Source organism: Novilysobacter selenitireducens (assembly GCF_020026895.1).
Taxonomy (GTDB): Bacteria; Pseudomonadota; Gammaproteobacteria; order Xanthomonadales; family Xanthomonadaceae; genus Lysobacter_C; species Lysobacter_C selenitireducens.
The window spans coordinates 443,458-459,015 of sequence record NZ_JAINZW010000002.1 but is presented as its reverse complement, the minus strand read 5'-3'; the positions used below and the strand labels follow the sequence as shown (position 1 = coordinate 459,015).

Annotated in this window: 19 protein-coding genes; 4 read left to right on the top strand and 15 right to left on the bottom strand. The window is 65.7% G+C overall.

The genetic code is table 11. The annotated features are described in order from the left end of the window. Positions 1–2 precede the first annotated feature (2 nt). The 7 genes from K6753_RS05905 to merR all read right to left on the bottom strand — a co-directional run bounded on the left by K6753_RS05905 (position 3) and on the right by merR (position 5,787). The gene (locus tag K6753_RS05905; RefSeq protein ID WP_223675297.1) at positions 3–527 is read right to left on the bottom strand and encodes a DUF411 domain-containing protein; all 525 of its coding nucleotides are present in this window, start codon (positions 525–527) and stop codon (positions 3–5) included. A 13-nt stretch (positions 528–540) separates the two neighbouring features. Next, positions 541–1,050, bottom strand: a complete 510-nt coding sequence (locus K6753_RS05900; protein ID WP_223675295.1) for a YybH family protein — start codon at positions 1,048–1,050, stop codon at positions 541–543. 84 nt (positions 1,051–1,134) lie between these two features. After that, positions 1,135–2,052 (bottom strand): copper resistance protein B, encoded by a 918-nt coding sequence (locus K6753_RS05895; RefSeq protein WP_223675294.1) that lies wholly within the window; start codon positions 2,050–2,052, stop codon positions 1,135–1,137. A 296-nt stretch (positions 2,053–2,348) separates the two neighbouring features. Beyond that, a complete protein-coding gene (locus K6753_RS05890; RefSeq protein ID WP_133321316.1) occupies positions 2,349–4,202 on the bottom strand; it encodes a copper resistance system multicopper oxidase in 1,854 nt (617 codons plus the stop codon). A gap of 103 nt (positions 4,203–4,305) precedes the next feature. Further along, complete coding sequence (locus K6753_RS05885) at positions 4,306–4,722, bottom strand: CopL family metal-binding regulatory protein (RefSeq protein WP_223675292.1); 417 nt, start codon at positions 4,720–4,722, stop codon at positions 4,306–4,308. Positions 4,723–4,837: 115 nt separating this feature from the next. Next, the gene (locus K6753_RS05880) at positions 4,838–4,972 is read right to left on the bottom strand and encodes a MerR family DNA-binding transcriptional regulator (protein WP_223675291.1); all 135 of its coding nucleotides are present in this window, start codon (positions 4,970–4,972) and stop codon (positions 4,838–4,840) included. Positions 4,973–5,379: 407 nt separating this feature from the next. Beyond that, on the bottom strand, positions 5,380–5,787 hold the full coding sequence (merR, locus tag K6753_RS05875) for a mercury resistance transcriptional regulator MerR (protein WP_012480188.1): 408 nt from the start codon (positions 5,785–5,787) through the stop codon (positions 5,380–5,382). 74 nt (positions 5,788–5,861) lie between these two features. Between merR and merT the strand changes: the two genes are divergently transcribed. The 4 genes from merT to K6753_RS05855 all read left to right on the top strand — a co-directional run bounded on the left by merT (position 5,862) and on the right by K6753_RS05855 (position 8,656). Continuing rightward, a complete protein-coding gene (merT, locus tag K6753_RS05870; RefSeq protein ID WP_019183730.1) occupies positions 5,862–6,212 on the top strand; it encodes a mercuric ion transporter MerT in 351 nt (116 codons plus the stop codon). 12 nt (positions 6,213–6,224) lie between these two features. Further along, a complete protein-coding gene (merP, locus tag K6753_RS05865; protein WP_012480190.1) occupies positions 6,225–6,503 on the top strand; it encodes a mercury resistance system periplasmic binding protein MerP in 279 nt (92 codons plus the stop codon). A 10-nt stretch (positions 6,504–6,513) separates the two neighbouring features. Beyond that, positions 6,514–8,208: a mercury(II) reductase gene (gene merA, locus K6753_RS05860; RefSeq protein ID WP_012480191.1), complete on the top strand. Its 1,695-nt coding sequence runs from the start codon at positions 6,514–6,516 to the stop codon at positions 8,206–8,208. Positions 8,209–8,464: 256 nt separating this feature from the next. After that, positions 8,465–8,656 (top strand): DUF305 domain-containing protein, encoded by a 192-nt coding sequence (locus K6753_RS05855; protein ID WP_223675289.1) that lies wholly within the window; start codon positions 8,465–8,467, stop codon positions 8,654–8,656. A gap of 102 nt (positions 8,657–8,758) precedes the next feature. Here K6753_RS05855 and K6753_RS05850 read toward each other — a convergent pair whose 3' ends face one another. The 8 genes from K6753_RS05850 to K6753_RS05815 all read right to left on the bottom strand — a co-directional run bounded on the left by K6753_RS05850 (position 8,759) and on the right by K6753_RS05815 (position 15,520). After that, positions 8,759–9,220 (bottom strand): DUF305 domain-containing protein, encoded by a 462-nt coding sequence (locus K6753_RS05850; RefSeq protein WP_223675287.1) that lies wholly within the window; start codon positions 9,218–9,220, stop codon positions 8,759–8,761. A 28-nt stretch (positions 9,221–9,248) separates the two neighbouring features. Then, complete coding sequence (locus K6753_RS05845) at positions 9,249–9,575, bottom strand: four-helix bundle copper-binding protein (RefSeq protein ID WP_223675286.1); 327 nt, start codon at positions 9,573–9,575, stop codon at positions 9,249–9,251. A gap of 134 nt (positions 9,576–9,709) precedes the next feature. Then, complete coding sequence (locus K6753_RS05840) at positions 9,710–10,282, bottom strand: DUF411 domain-containing protein (protein WP_223675285.1); 573 nt, start codon at positions 10,280–10,282, stop codon at positions 9,710–9,712. Between the two features lie 10 nt (positions 10,283–10,292). Further along, positions 10,293–10,799 (bottom strand): nuclear transport factor 2 family protein, encoded by a 507-nt coding sequence (locus K6753_RS05835; RefSeq protein ID WP_223675284.1) that lies wholly within the window; start codon positions 10,797–10,799, stop codon positions 10,293–10,295. A gap of 22 nt (positions 10,800–10,821) precedes the next feature. After that, positions 10,822–11,679 carry a c-type cytochrome gene (locus tag K6753_RS05830; RefSeq protein WP_223675282.1) on the bottom strand — a complete coding sequence of 286 codons (858 nt, stop codon included), beginning with the start codon at positions 11,677–11,679 and terminating at the stop codon, positions 10,822–10,824. 48 nt (positions 11,680–11,727) lie between these two features. Further along, entirely contained in the window at positions 11,728–13,092 is a 1,365-nt protein-coding gene (locus K6753_RS05825; RefSeq protein WP_223675281.1) for a copper resistance protein B, read from the bottom strand. Positions 13,093–13,097: 5 nt separating this feature from the next. Beyond that, entirely contained in the window at positions 13,098–14,939 is a 1,842-nt protein-coding gene (locus K6753_RS05820; protein WP_223675279.1) for a copper resistance system multicopper oxidase, read from the bottom strand. Between the two features lie 113 nt (positions 14,940–15,052). Then, entirely contained in the window at positions 15,053–15,520 is a 468-nt protein-coding gene (locus K6753_RS05815; protein WP_223675278.1) for a CopL family metal-binding regulatory protein, read from the bottom strand. Between the last annotated feature and the right edge of the window lie 38 nt (positions 15,521–15,558).

The following is a 15,558-nucleotide window of genomic DNA, read 5'->3' as shown; positions in this document are numbered from 1 at the left end:
GCTCAGTGCTGCGCGAATGGTTCGGTGGTTCCGTCGTGATGGACCAGTTCGACCGTGTAGGGCTGCTGGCGCCCATCCGGGACTTCCATGCCCGGCGACCCGAGCGGCATTCCGGGCAGGACCAGGCCCCGTGCGTCCGGCCTTTCCTCAAGGAGGCGCTTGATGTCGGCGGCTGGAACATGGCCTTCGATCACGTATCCGGCGATCTCGGTGGTGTGGCAGGACCCCTTGGCGTAGGGCACACCCAGTCGCTCCTTCACTGGGCCCAGGTCATCCATGTCGTGCACGTCCAGCGCGAAGCCCGCTTTCTTCATGTGCTCGATCCAGGCACCGCAACATCCGCAGGTCGGGGTTTTATGGACGGTCATGCGTGGCAGGGCTGCTGGAGTCACGGCGGGTGTTCCCGGGACGACCTGTGCTGTCTGCGCGGTGGTGGATTGCGCAGGCGTACTAGCCTGCGTGCAAGCACCCAGGCCGGCGACCGCGAAAACCACCCACGTCAGTCGGTTCAATCCGTAAGCATTCATGTCGGTTCTGCGCTCAGCGCTTGGTCCGCGAGGACCAGTGGATGTGGACGATCCGCCAGCCGTCGGCGGTCTGCTTCAGCACCATTGTCTCGGTGCTCAGAACGGTCAGGGGCTTGCCGTCCTTCTGGGCGTGCAGCTCGCTTTCGGTTCCCACCCATGCGAACTCACCAGCGGTTCGTGCGCGCTGGCGCAGGAGTTGGCGATGGGCAGCCTTGAGGAACGCCGCGTCGCTGATGGCGTGGTGGCCCAGATATTCCTCGCGGCTGTGCTCGGCACCACCGGACTCGAGGATGAGGACGTCAGGAGCGAGCAGGGATCCGACCGTTGCCAGGTCTTCGCTGGACAGTGCGGTGTTGAACCGCTCTACCACGGCGACGGCGGCCGTGGCGGCGGCAGGAACATCCACGTTCGCCGCTGCCGCAGTGGCGGGGTGATGTGCATGCGCCTGGGTTGTCTGCGCCATAGCGGGCGACACAACGGCAAATGCCAGTGCGAGGGCGAGGGTGACGGGTGTTACGTTCATGCGTGAACTCCGAAATCAGTGGTGTGTGTGTCGCTGAAGAAACTTCAGCCAGCCTTGCGTACGCTGGCTCAATGCCAGTTCCTGTCAGAACCAGATGCGGACGCCCGCCACAATCCGGGTGTCGTCAACATCGCCTGATGCTGCGCGACGGAGGTCTGCGGTTCCGCCGTAAGCACGCTCCCAGACCACGCCGACATAGGGCGCGAACTGTCGATGGAACTCGTAGCGCAAGCGGAAACCGGCTTCGACCTTGCTCAGCCCACTGCCGATTCCCACCGCCGGATCGTCCTTGCTCCAGGCCTCGCCTTCGACCAGCCACTGGCCGATCAGCCGGTTGGTGAACAGCATTTCGTATTCGGCTTCCGCACCTACCCCGAGCTGACCGGACTCGCCTAGGTAGGCCGTCGCGGAGACTTCGAATTTGTACGGCGCAAGACCGATCACACCGAGCGCGGCATAGGTGCGCGACGGCCCGCCGCCGAAGGCGAAGTCATGGCGGACACCGGCGACTGCGTCCCACCATCGGGCGATCGCTCGGCCGTACAGCACTTCCACATCCGCCGACTCGGTGGATCCACCTGCACGCTCGCCCTCGCTGCGCAGCCAGAGCCGGTTCAAGTCGGTACCCACCCAGCCTTGTGCTTCCCAGGCCATGCCGGTGCCGTCCTCGTCCGCGTCCCACGCCTCTAGCCGGTCAAGCGCCCAGTAGGAATTGATCGATTCACCATGCATCAGGTGCTCGTCGAGGTCCGGGAACGCCGCAGCCCGATCTGTCGGCGTGACAACCGGGATTGGCTCGCGCGGCTCGGCCGTCGGCGGCAGGTCCTCGCTGACACCAGGTTGATGGCCCATGGAAGCGTGATCCATGCCCGAGTGATCCATGCCGGAGTGATCCATGCCGGAGTGATCCATTCCGGAGTGATCCATCCCGGAGTGATCCATCCCGGAGTGATCCATCGTGGAGTGATCCATCCCGGAGTGATCCATCGTGGAGTGGTCCATCGTGGAGTGGTCCATCCCGGTGTGTTCGCTGTCGGCAGGATTCGCAGCTCCGTGCCGCATGTTCCCGTGGTTCATCGTCCCGTGATCGTCGGAACTCTTGTCCGGTGAAGTCGGTAGATGGCCGGCGTGCGGATCCGCGGGCCTTGGCGACGATGGTGACGCAGCCGGCTTGGCTGCCGGATGGTGTGCGGCGTGGTCCGTCTCCTGCGCCCACGCCGGGGCGCAACCAGTTGCAAGAACGAGTACGGACGTCAGGCCGATGGCTAGGGAGTGACGATTGGAACGGCTCATGGCGTTCATTCCTCCACCCGCACTTCGCGGAACATGCCGGCTTCCATGTGGTAAAGCAGGTGGCAATGGAACGCCCAGCGACCCAGCGCGTCGGCGCGCACGCGAAAGGCCCGCTTCGTACCAGGCGGCATGTCGATGGTGTGCTTGCGCACCATGAAGTTGCCGGACTCGTCCTCGAGGTCGCTCCACATGCCGTGCAGATGGATCGGGTGCGACATCATCGTGTCGTTGACCAAGACGACTCGCATGCGCTCGCCGTACTTCAGACGCAGGGGTTCGGCGTCAGCGAACTTCACTCCATCGAACGACCATGCAAAGCGCTCCATGTGACCGGTCAGGTGCAGCTCGACCGTGCGGCCGGGCGCGCGCCCGTCGGGGTCGGGGAACGTGCTGCGCAGATCGCCGTAGGTCAGTACGCGTCGGCCGTTGTCGCGTAAGCCAATGCCCGGATCATCGAGTCTCGGCACAGGGGCCATCGTCTGCATGTCGACCAGCGGGTTGCCGGTTTCGGTGGCTGGATGCTCCTGCATCCCGCCGGCACCGTGGTCCATCCCGGCCATGCTCCCTCCGGCGGCCGTGCCTGCTGCCATCGACGACATGTCGTGACCGCTGTGGTCCATTCCGGCCATGGCACCGCCGGCCATCGCACCGTGCGACATCGAAGACATGTCGTGACCGCCGCCACCCATCCCGCCGTGGCCCATGTCGTCCATGGTGAGGAGTGGCTTGGGGTCGACGTCCGGCACCGGCGCCCGCAAGCCTTCCCTGACGGCGAGTGTTCCGCTGATGTATCCCGTGCGGCCGCTGTCCTGGGCAAAAATGGTGAACGCATCCTGCCCGGTCGGCTCGACAATGACGTCGAACGTTTCAGCGGTGGCGATGCGGAACTCATCGACCGTGACCGGGCGGACGTACTGTCCATCGGCCGCGACCACCGTCATCTTCAGGCCCGGGATGCGCACATCGAAGTACGTCATTGCCGACCCGTTGATGAAACGGAGGCGGACCTTCTCGCCCGACCGGAACAGCCCGGTCCAGTTGCCGAGCGAGGTCGTGCCGTTCATGAGGAAGGTATAGGTGTTGCCGTTGACGTCCGACAGGTCGGTCGGCGTCATCCGCATCTGGCCCCACATCTTGCGGTCCTCGACCGTAGCGGCCAGGCCGTGCTGCTTCACGTCGTCGAAGAAGTCGCCGACCGTCTGCTTGGAGAAGTTGTCGAAGTCAGACCGCTTCTTGAGCCTGGCGAACAGGCGCTTCGGATCGAGGTCGGTCCAGTCGCTGAGCATGACCACGTAATCGCGGTCATAGGCGAAGGGCTCGGGTTCCAGCGGCTCGATCACCAGTGGCCCGTAGAGACCGGCCTGCTCCTGGAAGCCGGAATGGCTGTGGTACCAGTAGGTGCCGCCCTGCACGACGTTGAAGCGGTACTGGTAGGTCTCGCCACGGTTGATGCCGTTGAAGCTCAGCCCGGGCACGCCGTCCATGTCGGCCGGCAGCAGGATGCCGTGCCAGTGGATCGACGCCTGCTCGCCATGGATCGAGCCGCGGGGCAGGGCATTGCGGACCCGCAGGTTGACGGTGGTGCCTTCCCGCCAGCGCAGCAAGGGTGCGGGAATCGATCCGTTGACTGTGATCGCGGGGCGCGTGGCGCCGGTGAAGTTCATCGGCGTCTCGCCGATGGTCAGGTCGAATTCGGTGCCCGAGAGCACGTTGGGCAGGCCCTCGGCCTTGACGGCCCAGCTGGAACGGGGCCACAGGCCCAAGGTTGCGACGGCCCCGCCAACAGCAAGGCCCTGGACGAAGCGGCGGCGCGACGGGGCAGACAGCCCCTCGGCACGGCCGAAAGAATCGGATGACATGGGAACTCCGGGAAAGGTCGAAGGCTCGCGGGACGAGCGTTACCCTGTCAGTGCGGAGCAGCGGACAGGATCCATCAGCGCCTCGGAAGGCGCGCAGGGACACTTAGCCGATCGGAGGTCGGAAGAGATTGGTCAGGGCCGCGGACGCGTGCACCGACAGGAACGGTTCGGCGGTGTGCCGGTACCGGATGGTGAAATCGGCGAGTGCCGACCCGGCGAGCGCCGCTGCGCAATGGCGCATGCAGGGGCAGCAATTACCCGCCTCAGAGCAGTCGTCCCACGGCGATACCGCTCCGGCCTCGTCAGTGGCCTGGGGGTGATGGTGTTCATTGGCCCCCGTAGCAGCCGCTGCTCCTCCATGGCAGGCCGCCATGGCCTCGGCTGCTGTCGGTGCCGAGGTGACGTCACCGGCGGAGTCGCGCACGTGCTCCATGTGCATGGACGCGCCAGCGATGCCCGGACCGTTGGCGAGCAAGGCAACGACCAGGAACAACCGCATCAGGAGCGCGCGGAAAGGCATGCGCCTTAGTATACGTGCGGATATAAACTCCGGATGAATACAGTGACAACGCACGGGGGATCGAGCCGCGGGTCTTCGTCGCCTGCCTGACCCAACGTCGCCTCCCGCTTTTCGGCTACAGGGCCATGTCTTCGTAGCTGCGATAGCCGGATGGTTGCCGTTGCGGCCGCGGGAGCAGCACCTGCCGTTCATAGAAGCGCACCGTATCGATGCCGGCGCCGGCACGCCTTGCGAGTTCACCGATCTTCATGCATGTACTCCTGACCCGGAGGCGACCGTGCCAGCTTGCACCCTGGATCATGATCCAGAGTCAAGCCCGACTGCGTTTTTCTTCCTCCAAAGGCCCTCACTGCATCACCCGGGCAAGCAGGTGCGTGCGATGCAGATGCCCCGACCGCTGGAGGATTCCACCCATGGCAATGAACAAAAAAGGGTATCCGGATTTTAGTGTGGGAAGACCGCACTAGCCCTTCTTGTCTGACAGCTCTCGTTCGGTAGGTTTCTGGTATCGCAAGGCTTACGCGCTTTTAGCCTTCAGTGTGGGCTTTGTCTGGCGCATGTCGGTGCAAGGAAACAATCAGTGGCAGGTCACCTTGCCCCCGGCTCGAACTGGGGTTTGAGGCGCAGTGGAACGGAAAACCGGGTTAAGCCACGCGCCTAGCTCCCGTGCAGAGAATCGATCAGCGGGCACGACACAGTGCCTCGCTGCGCATGGCACTCGTTGACCAACCGTGACAGCACCGCTTCGATTCGCGTCAGGTCCGCCATCTTGGTGCGCACGTCGGTGAGCTGGAGCGCAGCCAGCTCGGCGGCTTCGCTGCAGTGAGTGCCGTCCTCAAGCTGTAGGAGTTGGCCGACTTCGTCCAGGTTGAACCCCAGCCGCTGGGCGGATTTCACGAAACGCACCCGCGCCACGTCCGCCGATCCGTAGCGGCGAATACTGCCGACGGGCCGACCTGGTTCTGGCAATAACCCCTTGCGCTGATAGAACCGGATGGTCTCCACGTTGACCCCAGCGGCCTTGGCGAAAGCCCCGATGGTCAGTGTTTGCGGATCGTTCACCATCGCGCTTGACTCCGTACTTGACTACGGAAGTAACCTTAGCGCATCACGCAACGTCTCGGAAGGAGATCCCTCACATGGCAGACCCCAGCAACGGCCGCGGTGCACTGGCCGCCGGTGGCCTCGCCGCCATCCTCGCCTCGACCTGCTGCCTCGGTCCGCTGGTGCTGATCACGCTGGGTTTCTCCGGCGCCTGGATCGGCAACTTGACCGCGCTGGAACCGTACCGGCCGATCTTCATTGGCGTGGCGCTCGTGGCGCTGTTCTTCGCGTGGCGTCGCATCTTCCGGCCGGCTCGCGCCTGCGCGCCGGACGACGCATGCGCCGTGCCCCAGGTGCGGACGGCCTACAAGGTGATCTTCTGGATCGTCACCGCCCTGGTGCTGATCGCGCTCGTGTTCCCCTACCTCATGCCCCTGTTCTACTGAAAGGAGATTGCCATGAAGAAACTCGTCGCATTGCTCGCTCTGACCGTTGCCCTCAGCGCTCCCGCCTGGGCCGCCACCAAAACCGTCACGCTGTCGGTGCCGAGCATGACCTGCGCCACCTGTCCGATCACGGTCAAGAAGGCGCTGACCAAGGTCGAAGGCGTCATCGAGGCCAAGGTGACCTGGGAGCCCAAGGAGGCGGTGGTAACCTACGACGATGCCAAGACCACTCCGGCCGCGTTGACCAAAGCCACCGAGAACGCCGGCTACCCGTCTACCGTCAAGAAGTGAGCACACGCTCATGACCGAGGCGATCACGCTGCACATCGATGGCATGACCTGCGGGTCGTGCGCCGAGCACGTCAAGCAGACCTTGGAAAAGGTGCCCGGCGTGCGTTCGGCCTCAGTGTCCTACCCACAGCGCCGGGCCGAGATTGAGGCCAGCGTAGGTACCGCCGCGGACGTGACCTCGCTGGTCGCGGCGGTATCCGCACTCGGTTACCGAGCGCAGCTTGCCGATGCGCCGGGGCAACCCAGCGACCTGCTGAACAATGCACAAGAGCGGCTGGGCGGCGAACCAAAGCGCGAGGACGATGAGGCTGCACTGCACGTGGCCGTGATCGGCAGCGGCGGCGCGGCGATGGCGGCGGCGTTGAAGGCCGTCGAGCAAGGGGCGCGTGTGACGCTGATCGAGCGCAGCACTCTCGGCGGCACCTGCGTCAACGTCGGATGTGTGCCGTCCAAGATCATGATCCGCGCTGCCCACATTGCGCATCTGCGTCGCGAGAGTCCGTTCGATGACGGCATTGCCGCCGCCTCGCCGAAGATTCTGCGTAAGCGCTTGCTGGCTCAGCAGCAGGGGCGCGTCGATGAACTGCGCCACGCCAAGTACGAAGGCATCCTGACGAGCACCCCGACCATCACCGTGCTGCGCGGCGATGCCCGATTCAAGGATGCGCACACGCTGACCGTGGCAACCGCTGACGACGGGATGCGCGAGGTGAGTTTCGACCGCTGCCTCATCGCCACCGGGGCCAGTCCGGCGATTCCACCGATCCCGGGCTTGAAAGACACGCCCTTCTGGACGTCGACCGAAGCGCTGGCCAGCGACACGATCCCCGATCGGCTGGCCGTGATCGGCTCGTCGGTGGTGGCCGTCGAACTCGCGCAGGCCTTTGCCCGGCTGGGCAGCAAGGTGACCATGCTGGCGCGCAGCACACTGTTCTTTCGCGAAGACCCCGCCATTGGCGAGGCCATCACGGCCGTGTTCCGCGCCGAAGGCATCGAAGTGCTGGACCACACCCAGGCCAGCCAGGTCGCCTATGAGGATGGGGAATTCGTGCTCACCACCGAACGCGGCGAACTGCATGCCGACCGGCTGTTGTTCGCCACCGGCCGCACCCCAAACACCCGCACGCTCAACCTCGACGCGGCCGGTGTGGTGGTCAATGCGCAAGGCGCCATCACCATCGACCACGCGATGCGCACTACCGTGCCGCACATCTATGCCGCCGGCGACTGCACTGACCAGCCGCAGTTCGTCTACGTCGCGGCGGCGGCCGGCACCCGCGCTGCAATCAACATGACGGGTGGCAACGCGACGCTGGATCTGACGGCGATGCCGGCGGTGGTGTTCACCGACCCGCAGGTCGCCACCGTGGGCTACAGCGAAGCCGAAGCGCACCACGACGGTATCGAGACCGACAGCCGCACGCTGACGCTCGACAACGTGCCCCGGGCGCTGGTCAACTTCGACACGCGCGGTTTCATCAAGCTGGTTTCGGAGGCCGGTTCGGGACGACTGATCGGCGTGCAAGCGGTAGCCCCGGAAGCAGGCGAGCTGATCCAAACCGCAGTACTGGCGATTCGCAACCGCATGACGGTGCGAGAGTTGGCCGACCAGTTATTCCCCTACCTGACGATGGTCGAGGGGCTGAAACTCGCGGCACAAACCTTCACCAAGGACGTAAAGCAACTGTCCTGTTGCGCGGGGTAGTGGCTGGGCCTCTTACCTATGCTTCATCGGCTGAATCACAAATTCAGGCTGAAGCGCCGCCTCTTGCACAATGGGATGAGGACTATTCGAAATACCCCTCTTCACGCTCGCGTCTTTGGCGTTGCGGCCCCTCAGCGTCAGTGCCCATGATGCGAAAGCACCGGGGCAGGAGATGGAGCGTCATGACATGTCCAGCATGAAGGGCCACAGCGCGGGGTCGATGTAACTACACGACATCATGTCGGCCGGAATGAAGATGCCGATGGAGATGAGCGGCAATGTCGACAAGGACTTCGCGATGATGATGACCATGCATCACGGGCAGGCGATCAAGATGATCGATGCCTATGCGAAGCATGGGCAGAACCCGGATTTGAAGGCCCTGGCGGCCGAGATGAAGGCCGCGCAGCTTAAGGAAATCGAGACCAGGGCCCCGCACACCAAGTAGTGCATCCGCTTCGGAACTTCCGATGGGCTGGAAGTTCCGCAGCGGGTCTGCCAACTCTCCGCAACGGGGTACGGCGCATCGCTACTCATGGCCGGCTTCGCCCTACGGTTTGGCAGGGGCGCGTTCCAGTTCGACGATCAGCCGTTTCATCTCGGCGATCTCCCGGCGCTGTGCCTCGATGATCTCATCGGCCAGTGCCCGTACGCGCGGGTCGCGGATCCGTGCCCGTTCGCTGGTGAGGATGGCGATCGAATGGTGCGGGATCATGGCCCGCATGTAGGACACGTCGTCGACCGTCCGCTGGCTGCGGACCAGCCACAGCGCGCCCGCGAACAGCGCCACCGCAGCGATGACGATTGCGGCATTCTTCTGCCGGTCCTCGTACATGTGAAGCATGAAAAGCAGCATCACCACCGCCATGGCCGCCCCCATGATCAGCGCCATGTAAGCGCGGGTCTCGGAGAAAGACAGGTGGTCGGCCTGGTAGGTGTGGAGGTACATCAGGCCGAACATGACGAGGGTCGAGGTGGCGATCATCACCCCGAAGCGGACGTACTTGCTCATTGGACTCTCCTGTTTGCGGTAGGGGCGATCAGGCCATGGCGCGACAGGCATCTGCGCAGCGACGGCAGGCTTCTGCACACCGCTGGCAGTGGTCCATGTCGTGGGCGGCGCACTGTTCGGCGCACCATGCGCACACCTTGGCGCACAGCTCACAGATCTCCTTGGCAAACGGGCTGTTGCGCGCCAGGGCATCGGCGCACAGTCGGCAGATCGCCGCGCATTCGATGCAGCAGGCCGGACAGTCGTTTGGGCTCTCGTTTCCGACCATGTGGCTGAAGCAGTTGCCGCACTCGGTCGCGCAGTCGTTGCAGGCTGCGATGCAGTCCCGTACAGCCTGGGTGAGGTGGTGGCTCATGGTGGTGGACTCCTGTTGGGTCAGGGTTGCGGAAATCCGGAGGCCAGCCCTGACACGTGTCCTCCGGCGGTGGAACTCTCCGGAAGCCCGGCGAGGGGCTTCCGGTGTACGTGCTGCGGTTGGCGTGCGGGACTTCAGTTGCCGTGCTGGGCGAACGGAGCGGTCGTTCCGTCGGCGTGCACGAGCTCGACGGTGTACGGCTCAGTCCGGCCATCGGGCATTTCCATCCCGGGCGAGCCCGCCGGCATGCCCGGCAGCACCAGGCCCTTCGCATCGGGCTGTTGGGCGAGCAGTCGCTTCACGTCCTCGGCGGGCACGTGACCTTCAATGAAGTACCCGCCGATCTGCGCCGTGTGGCACGAGCCCTTGCCGACGGGCACGCCCGCTTCCTCCTTGATGGGTCCCAGGTTTTCGGTGTTGCGCACTTCGACCTGGAACCCGGCCGCCTGCATGTGCTCGACCCACAGCTCACAGCAGCCGCACGTCGCACTCTTGTGCACCACCATCTGGCGGGTTTCGGCACCCTCGTGGGTGCCAGCGTCGGCCGGAGTTGCGGGCTCGGTTTGCGCCGCGGCCGCAGGGGCGGAGTGAGTCGGGGCGGCAACCTCTTCCGGCGCCGCCGCGGCGCCGCTGTCAGCGCGTGGACTGCAGGCGCCGAGCGCTAAGGCGGCCAGGGTTGTGCAGACGATCCGGGTGTGCGCGTTCATCGTGATGCCCTCACTTCTTCGGTCGCGACGACCAGTGGATGTGGACGATCCGCCAGCCTTCGGCGGTATTGGCAAGCACCATGGTCTCGGTGCTCGACAGCGTCATCGGCTTGCCGTCCTTGCTGGCGTGCAGTTCCCGCTCGCTGGCGACCCAGGCGGTGTCGCCATCCACCCGCGCCGTGCGGTGGGTCAGCTGCGAATGGGTGCCGGACAGGAACTTGGCATCCGACTTCGCGTGGTGGCCGAGATACTCGCTGCGGCTGCGTTCGGCGCCGCCGGTTTCGAGAATGATCACGGCCGGATCGAGCAGCGCCTCGACCTGACCGAAATCGGAGGCCTCCAGCGCGGCACCGAATGCATCGACTACGGACACGGGGGCCTTGGCGGCCTCGGGGACATCGATAGCCTGAGCGACAGAGGCCGGCGCGTGCGCATGGTCCGCGCCGGATTGTGCGTGGACGGCGGTCGGCAGTGCGAACGCCAGGGACAGTGCCAGAACGGTGATGGTCGTCTTCATGCAGGTTTTCCTTGGATGGGTGTCAGTGCTGGTGGTCGTGGCCGTCGTCGTTCGACGCCGGTGGCGGTGGGGCTTCGTCCCGGGTTGGCGCGGGCTCTGCGGGCGGGGTAGGGGGCGTCTTCGCTGGCGCTGGTGCGTGATGGTCGGCCGGCGTGCCGGGCGGGTGGTCGTGCGCGTTGTTGTCCTGCGCCTTGCCGGCGTCCGCGCGTGCATGGTCCATCCCGGCATGCGCATCGGCCTTGGCCGGTGCGTCGTCGTGGGGCGGCGTGCCCGGCGGGTGCGGGTGCGGTGCCGCGGTCGTACCGGTAGCGTCGCCGTCGTGGTGGTCATCCGGCGTCCCGGGGGTATGGCCGTGGGGCTCGGTTTCGCCGCCGCCGTGGTCATGCCCGCCACTGCTGTCGACCATGGCCTGGTACTGCTCGGCATCGAGCTTGGGCAGCTCCTGCAGGAACGCGGCCATGTTCCAGATGTACTCGTCCTTCATGCTCTCGCCCCACGCCGGCATGCCCGAGGCCTTGATGCCGTGCTTGATGACCCAGAAGGCCTCCGCGGCCTCGACGGTTGCCCGGCTGAGATTGGGCGGCGCCGGATACAGCCCGCGGCTCATTTCGGTACCGTCCATGCCCGGTGCCAGGTGGCAGCCCATGCACATCGCGTTGTAATTGCCCGAGCCCTGGACGATGCGCTCGCGGTCCATGAGGTCCGCGGGCACCTCCAGTTGCCCGGCGCGGGTCTTGATGGAGCGGTCGCGCATCGTCTCCAGCAGGCTGTAGACCGGTGCGGTATGCGGGTCGTCCGCAGCGACGTTGTAGAACCCCGACCAGATGAAGCCGGCGATCGCGGCGACCGCAACGCCTGCGAGCACCACGAGTGTCAGCAATGTTTTTCGTGTGACAAACGCCATGTTGATTGATCCCCTTTTTTTGTTTTAGAACCAGGTACGCAGGCCGACGACGAAACGGGTGTCGTCGACCTCAGCGCCCTGGGCGTCGCGAAGATCGGCGGTCCCGCCAAAGACGCGTTCGCGCACGATGCCGATGTAAGGCGCGAACTTGCGGGTGAACTCGTATCGGAGCCGGAAGCCGCCCTCCACCTTGCTCAGGCCCGAGCCGATGCCACGCGCCGGGTCGTCCTTGCCCCAGGCCTGGGCCTCGATCACGGACTGCAGGATCAGGCGGTTGGTGATGAGCGTTTCGTACTCGGCTTCCACGCCCACGCCGGTCTGGCCGGATTCGCCCACGTAGGCGGTGGCCTCGACCTCGAACATGTACGGTGCCAGGCCGATGACGCCGACCGCGGCGAATGTCTGCGACGGGTCGTCGCCGAAGTCATGGCGGATACCGACCACGGCATCCCACCAGCGTGCGATCGCGCGGCCGTAGAACACCTCGACATTGGCCGACTCCACGCTGCCGTCCAGTGCTTCGCCTTCGGTCCGGATCCAGGCGCGGTCCAGGTCGGTGCCGATCCAGCCCGAACCCTCCCAGGCGATGGGCGTGCCTTCGTCCTCGTCCCAGGTTTCCAGCCGGTCCACGAGGGCGAACCAGTGGACCGAGGTGTCGTGGACCGCATGTCCGGCCACATCCGGGAACGCGGCAGCCCGGTCGGTATCGGTGACCTGCGGAATCGGCTCCAGCGGCGCCGCGTCGGGCGGAAGGTCGGTGCTGTCCGCATCGGCAGTGCCATGGCCCATGGCGGCATGGTCCATTTCGGACGCCGGCTCTTCGGGTGGCATGTCATGCCCCATGGTCGAGTGATCCATTTCAGAAGCCGGCTCCTCGGGCGGCATGTCGTGTCCCATGGCCGAGTGGTCGGTTTCGGACGTAGGCGCCTCTTGCATCTCCGCCTCGGGCGGCATGTCATGGCCCATGGCGGCATGGTCCACTTCGGCCTGGCCGGAGGCTTCGGGTGGCTCCCCACCCGTACCGGTGGCCTCGGACGAGGTATGCCCCATCGCCGCATGGTCGACTTCGGGCTGTTCCGTTTGTCGTGGTGTCGGTTCAGGGGCCGGTGCCCCGTGGCCCATGGCCGCGTGGTCGATGTTTTCCTCGGGCGGAGGCGGCGTCGGTGCAGGTTCGGAGGTGCTCTGCATCGTGGAATGGTCATGCTCGGCACTCTCCGGCGGTTGCCCGTCTTCCTGCGCCGAACGCGACTGCGCGGACGTGGGCCTGGGCTCGGCATGCGCGGAGTGGTCCATGTCCTGCGCCGAAGCGACAGCCGGGGCCAGTCCCAACGCCAGCGCGATGGCGGCGCGCAGCAGGGTGGATTCGAGTCTCGAAGGGATGGTGGTCATGGCGTTTACTCCCTCACCGCGACTTCGCGGAACATGCCCGCTTCCATGTGGTACAGCAGGTGGCAGTGGAAGGCCCACCGGCCCAGGGCGTCGGCGCGGACGCGGTAGCTGCGCTTCGTACCGGGTGGCATGTCGACGGTGTGCTTGCGGACCTGGAACCGGCCGTCGGCATCCTCGACATCGCTCCACATGCCGTGCAGGTGGATCGGGTGCGTCATCATCGTGTCGTTGACGAGCACGATGCGCATGCGCTCGCCGTAATTGAGGCGCAGCGGCGCGGCGTCGGAGAACTTGATGCCGTCGAACGACCACGCGAACCGCTCCATGTGGCCCGTGAGGTGCAGCTCGATTTCGCGGCCGGGCGCGCGGCCGTCCGGGTCGGGGAACGTGCTCCGGAGGTCGGCGTAGGTGAGTACCCGGCGGCCGTTGTCGCGCAGGCCGATGCCCGGATCGTCGAGCTTGGGCGCCGGCGACATGGTCTGCATGTCGACCAGCGGGTTGCCCTCTTCGCTGGACGGATGGGATTGCATCGCGCCATCGCCGTGTTCCATGCCAGCCATCGCGGATCCACCCATGGCGGCCATGTCGTGGCCCGAGTGGTCCATGCCGGCCATCGACCCGCCGGCCATCGCCGACATATCGTGGCCACCGCTCATGCCGTCCATCCCGCCCATCCCGCCGTGGCCCATGTCCGCCATCGTCAGGCGCGGCACCGGGTCCACCGGCGGGATCGGCGCTCGCAGGCCCTCGCGCGTGGCCAGGGTGCCGCTGACGTAGCCTGTCCGGCCCATGTCCTGGGCAAAGATGGTGAAGGCGTCCTGGCCCGAGGGTTCCACGATCACATCGAAGGTTTCCGCCACCGCGATGCGGAACTCGTCCACCGACACCGGGTGCACGTACTGCCCGTCCGCCGCGACCACCGTCATCTTCAGGCCGGGGATGCGAACGTCGAAGTAGGTCATCGCCGAGCCGTTGATGAAGCGCAGGCGGACCTTCTCGCCGGAGCGGAACAGGCCGGTCCAGTTGCCCAGCGCGGTGGTGCCGTTCATCAGGTAGGTGTAGGTGTTCGCGTTTACGTCGGCCAGGTCGGTCGGTGTCATGCGCATCTGGCCCCACATCAGGCGGTCGTCGATCGTCTCCGACAGACCGTTGCGCTGCGCATCGCGGACGAAGTCGCCGACGGTGAGCTTGTTGAAGTTGTCGTGGTCGGACATCTTCTTCAGACGCGCGAACAGGTCGTCCGGCGCCAGGTCGGTCCAGTCGCTCAGCAGGACCACGTAATCGCGGTCGTAGCTGAAAGGCTCCGGCTCGGCCGGGTCGATGATCAGCGCGCCATAGAGGCCGGCCTGTTCCTGGAAGGCCGAATGGCTGTGATACCAGTAGGTGCCGCCTTGGCGGACATCGAAACGGTAGTGGTAGGTCTCGCCACGGCCGATGCCGTCGAAGCTCAGGCCCGGCACGCCATCCATGTTGGCCGGCAGCAGAATGCCGTGCCAGTGGATCGAGGTCTGGTGGCCGTGGATGGAGCCGGCAGGCAGCGCGTTGGAGACGAACAGGTCGACCGTGGTGCCTTCGCGCCAGCGCAGGATCGGTGCCGGCACCGTACCGTTGACGGTAATGGCCGGTCGAACGCGTCCGGTGAAATTCATCGGCGTCTCGCCGATCGTCAGGTCGAAGCGGGTGCCCGCCAGCACGTTCTTCTGGTCAGGGGACTTCACTGCCCACAGGGGCTTGGGCCACAGGCCAAGGCCGGCGACCGCGCCGCCGGCAGCGAGGCCCTGGATGAAACGTCGACGCGAAGGCGCAGGCAGTGAGCCTGAACCCCAATCGCGGGGAGGGAAGGACATGGTCGACTCCACATAAGCATCGAAGTACGGCCTCAACGGGGGAGACCGCGCAAGGCGCCTGCTGGCAACACGCCAGCCACAGGCGTCCAGCGCCGAAAGGCGCGAGGGGATGCTTAGCCGATGGGAGGTCGAATCAGATGCGGGAGCGCCGGCGGCGCATGGCTCGCCGGCATGCGGCCACTGCTGGACGCATGCTCGATCACGGCGGGCACCGCAGCGATGGCACGCACCATGGCGTGGCAAGTGTGCATGCAGGAGCATCGGCAGGTGCCGTCCTCGCAGCAGTCGCCGTCGTGGGACGCGTGTGCAGTGCTTGCGCCTTCAGGTGCGTCCGGCATATCCGCTGGCAAGGCGCCGCCATGATTGCCATGCGACGCATCGTGGGAATGCCCGATTCCGGGAGCCGGCTCCTCCACTGCCGGGGTGTGGCAGGTCGTGTCCGGACCATCCTTCACCGGCCCGGCTGGCGAATCCTCGCCCAGCCCGTGCCCCATCTGCACCGTGGCCATGGCCGGGACTGCGCCGTTGAGCGCCAAAGCGGCGATCAGCAGCATTCGCAGGAGGGTGGGCCAGAGGCGCATGTGCGCAACTCTACCTGCCAGCGAGGATAGAAACGTAC